This is a genomic window from Azoarcus olearius (assembly GCF_001682385.1).
Lineage (GTDB): Bacteria > Pseudomonadota > Gammaproteobacteria > Burkholderiales > Rhodocyclaceae > Azoarcus > Azoarcus olearius.
This window is the reverse complement of the sequence record NZ_CP016210.1, coordinates 115,631-131,872: the sequence shown is the minus strand read 5'-3', so window position 1 is coordinate 131,872 and position 16,242 is coordinate 115,631. Positions and strand designations below refer to the sequence as shown.

8 protein-coding genes are annotated in these 16,242 nt (G+C 68.9%); 4 read left to right on the top strand and 4 right to left on the bottom strand.

Annotated features, from left to right (window positions below; genetic code table 11):
* Positions 1-64: 64 nt before the first annotated feature.
* The gene (locus tag dqs_RS00530) at positions 65-2,638 is read left to right on the top strand and encodes a DNA topoisomerase III (protein ID WP_065339366.1); all 2,574 of its coding nucleotides are present in this window, start codon (positions 65-67) and stop codon (positions 2,636-2,638) included.
* Between the two features lie 67 nt (positions 2,639-2,705).
* On the opposite strand, the gene dqs_RS00525 is transcribed toward dqs_RS00530, so the two are convergent.
* Entirely contained in the window at positions 2,706-3,644 is a 939-nt protein-coding gene (locus dqs_RS00525) for a hydrogen peroxide-inducible genes activator (protein WP_011763831.1), read from the bottom strand.
* A gap of 211 nt (positions 3,645-3,855) precedes the next feature.
* On the opposite strand from dqs_RS00525, the gene dqs_RS00520 reads away from it, so the two are divergent.
* Positions 3,856-5,841, top strand: coding sequence for a TonB-dependent receptor plug domain-containing protein (locus dqs_RS00520; protein ID WP_011763830.1), 1,986 nt, complete (start codon positions 3,856-3,858; stop codon positions 5,839-5,841).
* Between the two features lie 131 nt (positions 5,842-5,972).
* Entirely contained in the window at positions 5,973-7,412 is a 1,440-nt protein-coding gene (locus dqs_RS00515) for a DegQ family serine endoprotease (protein WP_065339365.1), read from the top strand.
* A gap of 7 nt (positions 7,413-7,419) precedes the next feature.
* Here dqs_RS00515 and dqs_RS00510 read toward each other — a convergent pair whose 3' ends face one another.
* Positions 7,420-9,045, bottom strand: a complete 1,626-nt coding sequence (locus dqs_RS00510) for a methyl-accepting chemotaxis protein (RefSeq protein WP_011763828.1) — start codon at positions 9,043-9,045, stop codon at positions 7,420-7,422.
* Positions 9,046-9,304: 259 nt separating this feature from the next.
* On the opposite strand from dqs_RS00510, the gene dqs_RS00505 reads away from it, so the two are divergent.
* On the top strand, positions 9,305-9,766 hold the full coding sequence (locus tag dqs_RS00505; RefSeq protein ID WP_065339364.1) for a c-type cytochrome: 462 nt from the start codon (positions 9,305-9,307) through the stop codon (positions 9,764-9,766).
* A 61-nt stretch (positions 9,767-9,827) separates the two neighbouring features.
* On the opposite strand, the gene dqs_RS00500 is transcribed toward dqs_RS00505, so the two are convergent.
* Together dqs_RS00500 and uvrA are read right to left on the bottom strand one after the other, a co-directional pair.
* Positions 9,828-10,526, bottom strand: a complete 699-nt coding sequence (locus dqs_RS00500; protein ID WP_065339363.1) for a cytochrome b/b6 domain-containing protein — start codon at positions 10,524-10,526, stop codon at positions 9,828-9,830.
* Between the two features lie 45 nt (positions 10,527-10,571).
* Positions 10,572-16,181: an excinuclease ABC subunit UvrA gene (gene uvrA, locus dqs_RS00495; RefSeq protein ID WP_065339362.1), complete on the bottom strand. Its 5,610-nt coding sequence runs from the start codon at positions 16,179-16,181 to the stop codon at positions 10,572-10,574.
* Positions 16,182-16,242 lie beyond the last annotated feature (61 nt).

Sequence of the window (16,242 nt, the reverse complement as noted above, 5' to 3'; positions counted from 1 at the left end):
TCCGCCGCTTCACAACCCTAACGGACGGACAGCCGGAAACGGCCCTCCGCACCTGCCCCCCGGCATGAGCAAGCAACTGATCATCGCGGAGAAGCCCTCCGTCGCGCAGGACATCGCCCGTGCGCTGGGCGGCTTCACCAAGGAGAAGGACTACTTCGAGTCCGACGATTACGTGTTGTCGTCGGCCGTCGGCCACCTTCTCGAGCTTGCCGTCCCCGAGGAATTCGAGGTCAAGCGCGGCAAATGGACCTTCGCCCACCTGCCGGTGATTCCGCCGCATTTCGCGCTGAAGCCGATCGAAAAGACGGACGACCGCCTGAAACTGCTGACCCGGCTGATCAAGCGCAAGGACGTCACCGGCCTGATCAACGCCTGTGACGCGGGCCGCGAAGGCGAGCTGATCTTCAACTTCATCGCCCAGCACGCGGGCACCAACAAGCCGATGCAGCGGCTGTGGCTGCAGTCGATGACGCCGGCGGCGATCCGCGACGGCTTTGCCCACCTGCGCGCCGCACGCGACGTCGAAGGCTTGCGCAATGCCGCGATCTGCCGCGCCGAGTCCGACTGGCTGATCGGCATCAACGGCACCCGCGCGATGACCGCGTTCAACTCCAAGACCGGCGGCTTCCACCTCACCACGGTCGGTCGGGTGCAGACACCCACGCTCGCCATCGTGGTCGAGCGCGAGGACAAGATCCGCAAATTCAAGCCGCGCGACTACTGGGAGCTGGAAGCCACCTTCGGCTGCGCCGCCGGCGAGTACACCGGGCGCTGGCTGGACGAGAACTTCAGGAAGCCCGAAGGCGACGAACACGCCAACGCCCACCGGCTGTGGGACAAGGCCAGGGCGGAAGCCATCCGCGCGAAGTGCGAGGGCAAACCGGGCGTCGTCACCGAGGAAGCCAAACCCTCCACCCAGCTCTCGCCGCTGCTGTTCGACCTCACCAGCTTGCAGCGCGAAGCCAACGGCCGCTTCGGCTTCTCCGCCCGCGTCACGCTGCAGCTGGCGCAGGCGCTGTACGAAAAGCACAAGGTGCTGACCTATCCGCGTACCGACGCGCGCGCGCTGCCCGAGGACTACCTCGGCACCGTGAAGGACGTGATGGCCGGCCTGCCCGACACCTACGCGCCCTTCGCCAACGAGATCGCCAAGCAGGGCTGGGTCAGGCCCAACAAGCGCATCTTCAATAACGCCAAGATCTCCGACCACTTCGCGATCATCCCCACCGGGACGCTGCCGAAGAGCCTGTCGGAAGCCGAGCACAAGATCTACGACCTGGTGACCCGCCGCTTCCTGTCGGTGTTCTACCCGGCCGCCGAATACCAGATCACCACCCGCATCACCCGCGTCGAGGGCGAAGCCTTCAAGACCGAGGGCAAGGTGCTGGTCAACGCCGGCTGGCTGGCGGTGTATGGCAAGGAGGCTGCGAACGAGGACGGTGAGGGCAAGGAAGCCGGCAAGGACAGCGGGCGCCAGCTGGTGGCGGTCAAGCCGGGCGAGACGGTGTCCACCGACGATATCCTGGTCAAGGCGCTGCAGACCAAGCCGCCGGCCCGCTTCAACGAAGCCACGCTGCTGTCGGCAATGGAAGGCGCCGGCAAGATGGTGGACGACGAGGAACTGCGCGCGGCAATGGCGGAACGCGGCCTCGGCACCCCGGCCACGCGGGCGCAGATCATCGAAGGTCTGATCGCCGAGCAGTACATCCACCGCGAAGGCCGCGAGCTGATCCCCAGCGCCAAGGCCTTCTCGCTGATCACGCTGCTGACCGGCCTCGGCGTCAATGCGCTGACTTCGCCCGAACTCACCGGCGGCTGGGAATACAAGCTGTCGCGCATGGAACGCGGCGAACTCTCGCGCGAAGCCTTCATGCACGAGATCGCCGAGATGGCGCGCGAGGTGGTGGAACGCGCCAAACGCTACGAATCGGACACCGTGCCGGGCGACTTCGTCACGCTGAAGACGCCGTGCCCGAAGTGCGGCGGCACCGTGAAGGAGAATTACAAGAAGTTCGCCTGCCAGGCCTGCGACTGGAGCACCTGGAAGATCGTCGCCGGGCGCCAGTTCGAGATCGACGAGATCGAGACCCTGCTGCGCGACGGCAAGGTCGGCCCGCTGCTCGGCTTCCGCAACAAGATGGGGCGGCTGTTCAACGCCGAGATCAAGCTCAACGACGACAAGCAGCCGGAGTTCGACTTCGGTCAGCCCAAGGAAGGCGAGGAAGGCGGCGAAGCGGTCGATTTCTCCGGCCAGCAGTCCATCGGCGCCTGCCCCAAGTGCGGCGCCAACGTGTTCGAGCACGGCCTCGCCTATGTCTGCGAGAAGTCCGTCGGCCCCGGCAAGAACTGCGACTTCCGCTCCGGCAAGATCATCCTGCAGCAACCGATCGAACGCGAGCAGATGGCCAAGCTGCTGACCGACGGCAAGACTGATCTGCTGAAGGGTTTCGTGTCGGCACGCACGCGGCGCAAGTTCTCCGCCTTCCTGGTGCGCGGCAAAGATGGCAAGGTCGGCTTCGAGTTCGAGGCCAAGACCCCCAAGGCGGGCGGCAAGAGCACGCCCGCCAAGGCCGCGGCCAACGAGGAAACAGGCAAGCCCGCGCCCCGCAAGCGCGCGGGTGGCAAGACCGCCGGCTGAGTTTTCGCCGCGGTGCAGCCAGCAAAACGGCCCGTGAGGGCCGTTTTGCGTGTTGGAGGATCCGACCTCAGGCCGCTTCCACCGCGGGCACCCGCCCGATCGGCCGCACGCCGGGAAGTTCGCTTTCCAGGATGGCGGTACGCAGGATGTCGATCGCGCCGCTGCGGGGATAGGTGACGCGCCAGGCCAGCGCCACGCGGCGCGATGGCTCGGGGGCGGTGAAGGGACGCACGGCAACCAGCGGATTCTGGATCGTGAGTTCGTCCGCCGCCGAACTCGGCAGCACCGTCACCCCCAGCCCGGTGGCCACCATATGCCGGATCGTCTCCAGCGAGCTGCCTTCCAGCGTGCGTTGCAGGCCGCCGACGTTGCGGCAGTGCGGGCACACTTCCAGCACCTGCTCGCGGAAGCAGTTGCCCGAGCCGAGCAGCAGCAGCTGGTCTTCGGCAAGATGCTCGGGGTCGATGCTGTCCAACGCGGTCCACGGATGGGCCGCCGGCAGCAGCACGCGAAACGGCTCGTCGTACACCGGCTGCGCGACGATGCCCGCCTCCTCGAACGGCAGGCTGATGATGATCACGTCGAGTTCGCCGCGCTTGAGCGCTTCGGCCAGCCGCGTGGTGTAGTTCTCCTGGATGATCAGCGGCATTCGCGGCGCCAGCTGGTGCACCCGCGGAATCAGCCGCGGCAGCAGGTAGGGGCCGATGGTGTAGATCACCCCCACCCGCAGCGGTCCCGCCAGCGGGTCCTTGCCGGCGGCGGCGATCTCGTGGATCTGGCTGGCCTCGACCAGCACCTTTTCCGCCTGCGCGACGATGCGGCGGCCCGTCTCGGTGATCTTCACTTCCGAGGCGCTGCGCTCGAACAGCGCGATGCCCAGCTCGTCCTCGACCTTCTTGATCGCCACCGACAGCGTCGGCTGCGAGACGTGGCATTTTTCGGCGGCACGGCCGAAATGGCGTTCGTGGGCGAGCGCGACGAGGTAGCGGAGATCGGTCAGGGTCATGGATTCGAGGACGGCGCGGATGCCGCCCGGGCGGTAAGCGACCTGTCGATGTTACCCCGACCGCGCCGCCACCGCTCAAGCCGGCGCGCGGGGTTATACTTTCGCCAGTAAACCAACATCATGAGAACCCGCGGCCAGGATGTATCGTCGAACCTGTGACACACGCGTCCTGCCGGTCGTTCTCGCCTGCCTCGCCCTCGGCGGGGGTGCCATGTCGGCGCATGCCGAAGAGGGCTACTTCGAAACCCTGCCGGTCGTGCTCAGCGTGTCCAGGCTGCCCCAGGCCATGGAAGACACGCCCGGCGCCGTCACGGTCATCGACAGCGAACTGATCGCCGCCACCGGTTACCGCGACCTCGCGCGCCTGTTCCGGCTCGTTCCGGGCATGCAGGTCGGGCAGGAGCGCGCCAACCATCACTGGGTCACCTACCACGGGCTGGGGTCCGACTATCCCAACCAGATGCAGGTGCTGGTCGATGGGCGCTCGGTGTATTCGCCCTACTTCTTCGGCGGTGCGGATTGGGGGTCGCTGCCGATCGCGCTCGAAGACATCGACCGCATCGAGGTCGTGCGCGGCTCGGATTCGGCCGCCTACGGCTCCAACGCCTTCCTCGGCGTGGTCAATATCCTCACCCGCCACACCGGGGCCGAAACCGGCAACTCGGTGTCCTTGCGCGGCGGCACCAACGGCATCGCGGACGCGACCGGACGCGCGGTACTCCACGACGGTGCGATGGGCCTGCGGGTCACCGCACAGCACATCGAAGACCGCGGCATGGCCGATCTGCACGACAGCCAGCGCATCGACGTGCTGAACCTGCGTGCCGACCTGCGCGTGAGCGCGGTGGATGAAGTGACCGTCACCGCCGGCATGAGCAGCGGCGCGCGCTCGGCCGGTTACGAGGGCACCCAGTTCGACGTCGTCGCCCCGCGTACCGCCCGCCACGAGGACGGCGCGGTGCACCTGAAATGGCGCCGCACGCTGAGCCCCGACGACGAATGGTCGCTGTCGTGGTACCGCAACCGCGAGCAGTCGCGCGAAGACTGGCTGCTCGATTCGCACAAGAACCTGCGCCCCGAGGTGGCCTACCTGCGCAATCTCCCGCGGCTGGTCGTCACTGTCGACAACGACCGCGACAGCCTGCGCGACAACATCGAGTTCAGCCAGCGACTGCGCCCGCTGGACGACCTGCGTTTGTTGTGGGGCACCGAATGGCGCCGCGACTGGCTGCGCGCGCCGATGCTGTTCTACGGCGGCGACTCGCACAGCCAGCAGGAATGGCGGCTGTTCGGCAATGCCGAATGGCGGATGGCGCCACGCTGGCTGTGGAACATCGGCGCGATGGCCGAGCAGATCGAGGGCGACCGGCTGCGCCTCGCGCCGCGGGTGTTCCTCAACTGGCAGCCCAGCCCGACCCAGACCTGGCGCGCCGGCTATTCGCGCGCCTGGCGCCAGCCGACGCTGTTCGAGCGCTCGGCGGACATCCGCGTGGTGCATCCGCAGCTCGGGCTGATCATGCTCGACCACCTGCCCAATCCGGACATCCGGCCGCAGCGCATCGACGCGTGGGAGGTCGGTTTCCTCGGCCAGCTGCCGCAACAGGGCAGTTTCGACCTGCGCCTGTTCCACGAGCGCATCGAGGACTTCATCGTGCGGCGCGCGGTCGACCCCGCCGAACTGCCGGACAACGACATCCAGCGCGCGGCCGGCGCCACGCGCTGGGTGAACAGCGGTGACGGCGTACGCCTGGTGGGCCTGGAATACCAGCTGCGCACGCGCCCCTGGTCCGGCGGCCAGCTCGTGCTCAGCCACTCACTGATCCGCGCCCATAGCGACGACGACGCGGTGCGCCGCAGCGTGGCCCCCTACACCGCCAGCCTCACCTGGCTGCAGCGCTACGGCCCGTGGCAATCCACGCTGAGCCTGCTGCGCATGGGCGCAAGCGACTCCGGCAGCGGCTACGTGCCGGGCTACCGCTACAAGGTGCCGGCCTATACCACGCTGGACTGGAGCATCGCGCGCACGCTGCAGGTGGGCCCCAACCCGGTGGAGCTGCGGCTCACCGGCATCAACCTGCTCGGCAAGCACCAGGAACTGGTGCTGCGCCCGCTGCAGTCCATGCCCGGCTACGGCGACGACCGCCCGGCCAACGAACTCGATCGCCAGCTCCATCTGTCGGTCCGCGTCGGATTCTGAACGCCGCCGCGGTGTTGATTTTGCAGCGCCCGCCCCGATCTATGCCGGGCTTGCGTCCGGGAACGCACGGCCCGGCCGCGGCGTCCACCCACGCATCCCGTCCCACACGTTTCCGCCACAGGATACCGTCCATGCGCCACCCGCTTGCCGTGACCGCCCTTGCGCTCAGCCTCGCCGGCTGGATTCCCGCCGCTTCGCTGTCCTCCTCCGCCCACGCCGCGCTGTTCGGCGACAGTTCGCCCGCCTCCAATCGCTATGGCCTGCCGGACTTCGGCGACCTGGTCGAGCAGGTCGGCCCGGCGGTGGTCAACATCAGCGTGGTACAGCAGCAAGCCGGCGGCGACGGCGGGCTGGCCAACGATCCCTTCTACGACTTCCTGCGCCGCTTCGGCGTACCCACGCCGGAGATGCCCGGCCAGGGCGCGCCGCGGATCAGCCGCGGCATCGGCTCTGGCTTCATCGTCAGCGCCGACGGCTATGTGCTGACCAACGCCCACGTGGTGGGCGAGTCCGGGGCCGAAGTCACGGTCACGCTGGTGGACAAGCGTGAATTCAAGGCCAGGGTGGTGGGGACGGACAAACGCACCGACGTCGCGGTGATCAAGATCGACGCGCGCAACCTGCCGACGGTGAAGATCGGCGATGCCGAACGCTCGCGCGTCGGCGAATGGGTGATCGCGGTCGGCTCGCCCTTCGGCTTCGATCACTCGGTGACCGCCGGCATCATCTCCGCCAAGGCGCGGCGGTTGCCCGACGAGAACTACGTGCCTTTCCTGCAGACCGACGTCGCGATCAACCCCGGCAACTCGGGCGGGCCGCTGTTCAACCTGGGCGGCGAGGTCATCGGCATCAACTCGCAGATCTACTCGCGTTCGGGCGGCTTCATGGGGATCTCGTTCGCAATCCCGATCGACGTCGCGATGAAGGTCAAGGACCAGCTGGTGACGCATGGCCGGGTGCAGCGCGGCCGCCTCGGCATCGCCATCCAGGGCGTGGACAAGGAGCTGGCGCAGTCCTTTGGCCTGCCCGACGCGCGCGGCGCGCTGGTCGCCAATGTGGAACCGGACAGCGCCGCGGACAAGGCGGGCGTCAAGGCGGGCGACGTGGTGCTGGCAGTGGATGGAACGCGGATCAACGATTCAGCCGACCTGCCGCGCATCATCGGCGACAAGCGCCCGGGCACCCGGGTACGGCTGGAAGTGTGGCGCGACGGCCGCAGCCGCGAGGTGAGCGCGACGCTGGACGAACTGGGTGCCGAAACCGCCGCGGCGGCGCCGGCGCGCCCCGGCCGGGGCGAGAGCACCGGCGGCAAGCTCGGCCTCACGGCACGGCCGCTCAGCAGCCAGGAAGCCGCCCAGCTCGGCATCAACGGCGGGCTGGTGGTCGAAGCCGCCAGCGGTCCGGCGGCCAAGGCCGGGCTGGAGCGCGGTGACATCGTGCTGGCGATCAACAACCAGCCGGTCACTACGGTCGCCCAGTTCCGCCAGTTGGCGGAAAAGGCGGGCAACCGCTTTGCGCTGCTGGTCCAGCGCGGCAGCGCCCGCATCTTCGTGCCGATACGGCTGGACTGAGCCCCGCCTAGACGCGGAAGCGCGACACCGAATCCTGCAGGCGCGCCGCGAGCTGCTCCAGCTCGCGCGCGGCCGCCACGGTCTCCTCGATCGCGGCGTTGTTGTCGCGCGCCATGCCGGCAATGGCCTCGATGCTGGCCGTCACCGACTCGCTGGAACGGCGCTGCTCGGCGGTGGTGGCGGCGATGTGATCCAGCCCCTCGCCGACTTCGCTGACCGCCGCATTGGCGGCATCGAGCACGCCCGACACCACGTCGGCCGCGCGCCGGCTCGACGCCAGGTGTTCGAGCCCGCGCGCAATCGCCTGGTTCACCGAATCCGACTGCTGGCCGATCTCGCGCGTGATGGCGTCGATACCGCCGGCCGAATGGGCCGACTTCTCGGCCAGCTTGCGCACCTCGTCGGCCACGACCGCGAAGCCGCGGCCCTGCTCGCCGGCGCGGGCAGCTTCGATCGCCGCGTTGAGCGCGAGCAGATTGGTCTGCTCGGCGATCTCGCGCACCTCCTGCGTCATCCGCGTGATCGCGCTGGTGGATTGCATGAAGGCATCCACCGCGGTCGCCATGTGCTGCACCGCGCCTTCCACATGTCCGACTTCGCCGATGAGCTGCGCCAGGCTGTGCTGTCCCTCCAGCGAGCGCGCAAGGCTCTCGCGCGAACGCTCCCGTACCCGTTCGGTGCTCTCCGCGATGCGGGCGATGTCGACCGTCAGCGCCTCAACCGCACCGGCGGCGGACAGCGAGCGGTCGTTCTGCCGGTGCGAACTCTCGGCCACGCGTGCCGCGCCGCTTGCGAGGCTGGCCGCCGACCCGGTGACCTGGCTGGCGGATTCACCCACCTGGCGGACCAGACCGGCGAGCGTCGCCAGCATGCGGTTGAACACCTCCGCGGTGCGCCCGATCTCGTCGTCGCCGTCGCGCGCCAGGCGCCGCGTCAGGTCGCCTTCGCCCTGCGCGATTTCCGCCATGCCGGCACCCAGGTGATCGAGCGGCCGGATCACGAAGCGGCGGATGAACAGGAACACCACCGCCAGCAGGGGCAGCGACACCAGCACCGCGAACACGATGCTCTGGTTGCGGAAGCTCGTGACCGCGGCATTCACCTTGTCGAGCGAGATGCGCATGCTGACCGCGCCGAGCGGCGTGCCCTCGGCAACCTGATGGCACAGGATGCAGTCCTTGCCGAGGTAGTTGTGCGACGCGCGCGCGGCAATCACCACCCGCAGGTGTTCGCCGTTCTGCGCGTCGTTCTCGACCCGCATCACCGGCTCGCCGCCGGCCAGCACTTCGCGCTCGACCGCGTCGGGCGGTTCCGAAGCGGCCCCGGCGCCGGGGCCGAACAGCTTGCTGACCGCTTCGCCGCGGATCACTTCGAGGTCGCGGACCGCGGACAGCTCCTTGATCTGATCGAGGAAGACATCGCGCTGGGCGACGGTGCCGGTGATCATCATCCCGGTCAGACCCGCCATCGTCATCTCATTGACGGAACGGGCGAAGTCCTTCGCCTGCTCGATCGCGATGTCGCGGTTGGCGCGGGTCTCCCACGCGATCATGCTGCCCCAGGCGAGCACCAGCATGAGCCAGATCGCGCCGGTCAGCCGCAGCCAGATCGGTGTGTTGGCGAGTCGTCCCATTTTTGTTCTCCCTCCCCGGCACTCCGGGTGACAGTGCTGCGCTCCAGTTCGATCTACGGCTGGAGGATGGTCTGACTTTAGTACTTTCGGGGTATGTTCGGCTGCATTGTCATGCTGCCTGCAACTCCGTTCAAGCAGGTTTTGAACCTATCGTCGCGGGTGAAGGTCCGAGAACCCGTTGTACTATCCCGCTCCGCTGTCCGCGCCCTCACGGGCGCGGCCGGCTGCAGCCCCAGACTTCAACGACAACGAGGAAAACATGAAGAAAATCATCGCCCGCATCGCGTTCGGCATGGCCGCCTTCGCGCTCGCCAGCGCCGCTTCCGCGCAGGTCAAGCCGGAAGACCAGATCAAGTACCGCAAGGCGGGCTACAGCTACATGAGCTGGAACATGGGCAAGATCAAGGCCAACCTGGAAGGCAGCTACAACAAGGATCAGGTCGCCGCCGCCGCCAATGCGATCGCCGGCATCGCCAACTCCGGCATGGGCGCGCTGTACGGGCCGGGCACCGAGAAGGCCGTCGGCGGCCAGACCACGCGGGTCAAGCCGGCGATGTTCACCGACAAGGAAGGCGTGACCAAGGTCGCAGTGGACTTCAACAAGGCCGCCAACAACCTCGCCAAGGTGGCCGCCGACGGCGACGCCGCCGCGGTGAAGGTCGCGTTCGGCGAAGTGGGCAAGACCTGCAAGGCCTGTCACGACCAGTACCGCGAAGAGTAAGTCCGCGGTCACAAACAAGAAGCGCCGGGCATCCCCCGGCGCTTTTTTTATGGTTGGACGCTCACCAGGCCGGCGCGGCCTCCGCCGGGGCGGGCGGCGGCGGAGGCGGCACCAGCCCACCCGCGGTAACCCAGACCACCGCTGCGGCCACCGCCAGCGCGATCACGAAGGGAATCACCCCGCCGCCTTCGGCCGACTTGACGCCGCCGTCGGCGACTTCCTTCATCCCGGTGATCATCGGCGTGACCAGGTTGTCCTTCTTCGCGCGCACATAGAACACGATGGCGCCGACGTGCAGGCCGACCAGCGCAAGGATCACCCACATGTTCTGGCGATGCAGGCCGGTAAGCCAGGCCCCGACCTCCTCGGACACCAGCGGCGCAAGCGGGCCGCTGAAGGCGATGTCGTCGTTGGCGACCAGCCCGCTGCCCACCTGGAACGCGAGCACGCCGAGCAGCGCCAGCACCGACAGCGCACCGAGCGGATTGTGGCCGACGCCGCGCCAGTGGCCGCGCAGATAGGCGAGGATGCGCTGCGGGCCGGGCACGAAGTGCGCGAAACGCGCATAGGTGGAACCGACCAGCCCCCAGGTCAGGCGGAAGGCCAGCAGGCCGGAGATGGCGATGCCCAGCCAGCCGTGCCAGACGATGAAGTTGCCGCCGATCATCCCGGTGACGAAGGCAGCCACTACGAGCGCGAGCAGCAGCCAGTGGAACAGACGGGTGGGCAGGTCCCACACCCGGATCAGCTTCTTGTTCATTGATGCATTCCAGTCGGACAAAGGCAAAACGCAGCACAGACCGGCCTAGGCCGGGTTAGGTTCCGCAGCCGCCGCGCGGCTGGCGAGGAATTCGCGCAGATGGCGGCCGGTGTGCGACGCGGCGGTGGCGATGGCGACCTCGGGCGGACCCTCGGCCACCACCGCACCGCCGCCGTCGCCGCCTTCGGGACCGAGGTCGATCAGCCAGTCGGCCTCGGCCATCACGTCGAGGTCGTGTTCGATGACGAGCACCGTGTGGCCGGCGTCGGTCAGGCGGTGCAGCACGCGGATCAGCTTGTCGACGTCGGCCATGTGCAGGCCGACGGTGGGTTCGTCGAGCACGTAGAGGCTGTGCTTGTCCGCCGGCAAGGGCAGGCCGCCGGTGTCGTCGGCATCGCCCGGACGCTTCCTGACCTTGGCCAGTTCGGTGACCAGCTTGATGCGCTGCGCCTCGCCGCCGGACAACGTTGGGCTGGGCTGGCCGAGCGTGAGGTAGCCCAGGCCGACATCCTGCAGCAGCTGCAGCGGATGCGCGATCGCGGGGTGGGCGGCGAAGAACGCCACCGCTTCGTCCACCGGCATCGCCAGGACCTCGGCCACGGTCTTGCCGCGCCAGCGCACCGACAGGGTTTCCGGATTGAAGCGGGCGCCGCCGCAGGCTTCGCACGGCGTCTTCACGTCGGGCAGGAAGTTCATCTCCACCGTGGTCTGGCCGGCGCCATCGCATACCGGGCAGCGTCCCGCACCGGTGTTGAAGGAGAAGCGCGAGGCGTTCCAGCCGTGGGTGCGGGCATCGAAGGTGTCGGCGAAGAGCTTGCGGATCGCATCCCAGAAACCGACGTAGGTAGCGGGGCAGGAACGCGGCGTCTTGCCGATCGGGGTCTGGTCGACCTCCAGCACCCGGCCGACCTGCTGCCAGCCGCTGATGCTGCGGCAGCCGGCCAGCGCGTGTGCGCTTTCCGCCGGCTGCGCCTGACCGCGCCGGCGTGCGCGCACCGCGTCCGGATCGCCGAGCAGGCCGCGCAGGTTGGCGTGGATCACGTCGCGGGCGAGCGAGGACTTGCCGGAGCCGGACACGCCGGTCACCACGGTCAGGCGTGCGAGCGGAATGCGCACCGCGATGTCGCGCAGGTTGTGCAGGTGCGCACCCTCCACGTGGATGGCGGGATGCCCCGCCGGCACCGCGCGCCGCGGCCGCAGCGGGTGCTGCAGCGGCGCGCGCAGGCAGGCGCCGGTGGCCGACGCGGGCGCCGCGATCAGGTCGGGCAGGCGGCCTTCGGCCACCACCTGGCCGCCGCGCACGCCGGCGCCCGGACCGAGGTCGATGACGTGGTCGGCGCGGCGGATGGTGTCCTCGTCGTGTTCGACCACCAGCAGCGTGTTGCCGCGGTCGCGCAGCGCTTCCAGCGTGCCGAGCAGCAGGTGGTTGTCGCGCGGGTGCAGGCCGATGGTGGGCTCGTCGAGGATGTAGCAGACGCCGCGCAGGTTGGAGCCGAGCTGCGCCGCCAGCCGGATGCGCTGCGCTTCGCCGCCGGACAAGGTGGGTGCGGCGCGGTCGAGAGCGAGGTAGCCGAGCCCGACGTGGTGCAGGAAGTCGAGCCGGCCGCGAATCTCGGCGACGAGGTCGCGGGCGATGTCGGCCTCGCGCGGTGCGAGTTCCAGCGCGGCAAAGAAGTCCGCCGCCTTGTCCACCGCGAGCGCGGCAAGCTGGTGCAGGCCGCGCTCGCGGAAGCGCACCGCGCGCGCCACCGGGTTGAGGCGGGCGCCGTCGCAGCTCGGGCACACCTCGTCGCCGGCGATGGTTTCCTCGCTATCGCCGAGGTCGAGCGCATCCGGGTCCTCGACCTTGCCCGCCACCTTCAGCCCGGTGCCGTAGCAGCCCGGACACCAGCCGTGCTTGGCGTTGTAAGAGAACAGACGCGGGTCCGGCTCGGGGAAGCCGGTGCCGCAGCTCGGGCAGGCACGCAGCGTGGAGAAGGTGACCGGGGTGGCGCCGAGCTTGCCGAGTTCGATCACCTTGAGCACGCCCTTGCCGTGCTCCAGCGCCTCTCCGACCTGCTGGCGCAGCGCAGCTTCGTTGTCCGGCTCCACCACCACCATGCCCACCGGCAGCTCGATGTTGTGTTCCTTGTAGCGGTCCAGCCGCGGCCACTTGGCGGTCGGCAGGTAGTCGCCATCGACGCGCAGCTGCGCGTAGCCCTTGCCGCGCGCCCATTTGGCGAGGTCGGTGTAGAGGCCCTTGCGATTGACGACCAGCGGCGCCAGCACCTCGATCGAGGCGCCGCGGTAGTCGCGCATCAGCTGGGCGACGATCGCCTCGAAGCTCTGTGGCGTCACCGGCACGTCGCAGGTCGGGCAGTACTGGGTGCCCAGCTTGACGTAGAGCAGGCGCAGGAAGGGGTGGATCTCGGTCAGCGTGGCCACCGTGCTCTTGCGCCCGCCACGGCTGGTGCGCTGCTCGATCGCCACCGTGGGCGGAATGCCGAACAGGCCGTCCACGTCCGGCCGGCTGGCCGGCTGCACGAACTGGCGCGCATAGGCGTTGAGCGATTCGAGGTAGCGGCGCTGGCCCTCGCCGAACACGATGTCGAACGCGAGCGTGGACTTGCCCGACCCCGACAGACCGGTGATCACGGTGAACTGGTCGCGCGGGATCTGCAGGCTGACGTTCTTCAGGTTGTGCTCGCGCGCGTGGCGGATCTCGATCGCCGGCGCGGCAACCGGCCGGTAGGCCGCGCGCGGTTCCGCCGCGGCAAGCGCCGCCGGCGTCGCCGCACGGCGGGTCCGCGCGAGCGCGGCAGCGTAGTCGCGCAGCGCCAGTCCGGTGTGCGAGGCGGGGTGCTGCTGCACCGCGGCCGGCGGCCCTTCGGCAACGATCTCGCCGCCACCGTCGCCGCCTTCCGGGCCGAGGTCGATGATCCAGTCCGCCGCGGCGATGACATCCAGGTTGTGTTCGATGACGACCAGCGAGTGGCCGGCCTCGAGCAGCTTGCCGAATGCGCCGAGCAGGGTCGCGACGTCCTCGAAGTGCAGCCCGGTGGTGGGTTCGTCGAACAGGAACAGCAGGCCGGGCGCCGCCTCGTCCGCGCTGCGCCCGCGCGCCGGCTTCTTCTGCGCCGCTTCGGCGAGGTGGCCGGCGAGCTTGAGCCGTTGCGCTTCGCCGCCGGACAGCGTGGGCACCGGCTGGCCGAGGCGCAGGTAGTCGAGGCCGACATCCGCCAGCGGCGCCAAGGCCGCCAGCACCTTGGGCTGGTCGATGAAGAACAGCAGTGCCTCGCGCACCGTCATGTCGAGCACATCCGCTACCGAGCGGCCATGCCAGCTCAGTTCCAGCACCTCCGGGCGATAGCGTTTGCCTTCGCAATCGGGGCAGCGCAACCAGACATCGGACAGGAACTGCATCTCGACGTGTTCGAAGCCGGAACCGGTGCAGGTGGGGCAGCGCCCGTTGCCCGAGTTGAAGCTGAAGGTGCCCGGCGTGTAGCCGCGCTGGCGCGCTTCCGGCAACGCGGCGAACAGGTTGCGGATCGGGTCCCAGGCGCCGACGTAGCTGACCGGGTTGGAGCGCGAACTCTTGCCGATCGGCGTCTGGTCGACCATCACCACGCCGCGCAGCGTTTCGGTGCCGGTCAGGCGCTCGAACGCGCCGGCGGGATTGGCGGCGGACTCGGTGGCTTCGCCGAAGTGCTTGGCGAGGGCGGGATGGAGCACGTCCTGGATCAGCGTGGATTTGCCCGAGCCGGAGACGCCGGTGAGGCAGACCAGCCGCTGCAGCGGAAAACCGACCGTCAGCGACTTCAGGTTGTGTTCGCGCGCGCTGTGCAGCACCAGCCGCGGCGTCGCCGTGTCGACCGGCAGCGGCGGGCGCGCGACCGTGATCGTCTTGCGCCCGGCGAGCCAGGGCCCGGTGATCGAATCCGGGTTGGCGGCGAGTTCGGCCGGGGTGCCGCGCGCGACGATGGCGCCGCCGCGTTCGCCGGGGCCGGGGCCGATTTCAAGCAGTTCGTCGGCGGCCACGATCAGCTGCGGATCGTGCTCGACGACCACCAGCGTGTTGCCGGCATCGCGCAGCCGCGTCATCACCCCCAGGATGCGGCCGATGTCGCGCGGATGCAGGCCGATCGAGGGTTCATCGAGCACGAACAGGGTGTTGACCAACGAGGTGCCGAGCGCGGTGGTGAGATTGATGCGCTGCACCTCGCCGCCCGACAGCGTGCGCGACTGGCGGTCCAGCGTCAGGTAGCCGAGGCCGACGTCGGCGAGATAGTCGAGCCGGCTGCGGATTTCGCCGAGCACCAGCTCGGTGGCCTCGTCGGCGAGGCCAGGCAGTTCGAGCGCGGCGATCAGCGCCCGCACTTTATCCACAGGCAGGTTGAACAAGCTGTGGATAGGCAGGCCGCCCTCCGCGGTCGGCAGCCGCCACAGCAGGGCTTCGGGCTTGAGGCGCGCGCCATGGCAGGCGGGACATTCGGTGTAGCTGCGGTAGCGCGACAGCAGCACCCGGATGTGCATCTTGTAGGCCTTGGTCTCCAGCCATTCGAAGAAGTGGCGCACGCCGTAGAAGTAGCGCGGCCAGGACGAATCCCAGCTCTTCCACTTCTCGTCGCCTTCCAGCACCCAGCGCCGGTGCTCCTCCGGCAGGTCGCGGAAGGGCACGTCCATCGCCACGCCGTGCTTCTTCGCCATCTTCGCGAGGTCGTCCTGGCACTCTCGGAAGCTCTGCGTCTGCCAGGGCTTGACCGCGCCTTCGGCCAGGGTCTTGGATTCGTCCGGGATCACCAGGCCGAAATCCACGCCGATCACGCGGCCGAAGCCCCGGCAGGTGTCGCAGGCGCCGATCGGCGAATTGAAGGAGAACAGCGCCGGCGTCGGCTCGGCGTAGTGAATGTCGCAGGGCGCGCAGTGCAGGTCGCTGGAATAGCGCCACACCGCCTCGCCGCCGGGCACGGCGTCGCCCGAGGCGTACACCGCCAGCCGGCCGTGGCCGCGCTGCAGCGCGGCTTCGAGCGCTTCGGCCAGCCGCGCCGGTTCCACGTTCGACAGCCGGAAACGGTCCTGCACCACCTGCAGCAGGTCGCCGTCGGCGGCCTCGATGCGCTGCTGGATGCGGGTGTAGCCCTGCGCGTTGAGCAGCGCGGTGACCTCGGCCTCGCTGAAGTTCTTCGGCACCGTCACCGGGAAACACACGACCAGGCGCGGGTCGCCCGTCGCCGCTGCGCGCTGCGCGAGGTCGGCGGCGATGCTGGCCGGCGTGTCGCGCCGCACCGGCTCGCCGCACTGGCGGCAATGCAGGTGCGCCGCGCGGGCGTACAGCAGCTTGAAGTGGTCGGCCAGCTCGGTCATGGTGCCGACGGTGGAACGCGAGGTGCGCACCGGGTTGGTCTGGTCGATCGCGATCGCGGGCGGCACGCCTTCGATGCGGTCCACCTGCGGCTTGTCCATGCGGTCGAGAAACTGGCGCGCGTAGGGCGAGAAGGTTTCGACGTAGCGCCGCTGGCCTTCGGCGTAGAGCGTGTCGAACACCAGCGAAGACTTGCCGGAGCCGGACACGCCGGTTACCACGGTCAGGCGGTTCAGCGGCAGGTCGAGCGAGAGGTTGCGCAGATTGTTTTGACGCGCACCGCGGATGCGGATGCTGTCTTTGGGCTCGGACATGGCGGACTGCGGGGAGGGCAGAAAGGCGTGATTGTAGGGCGCTTCGCGCTGTGGCCGAGTC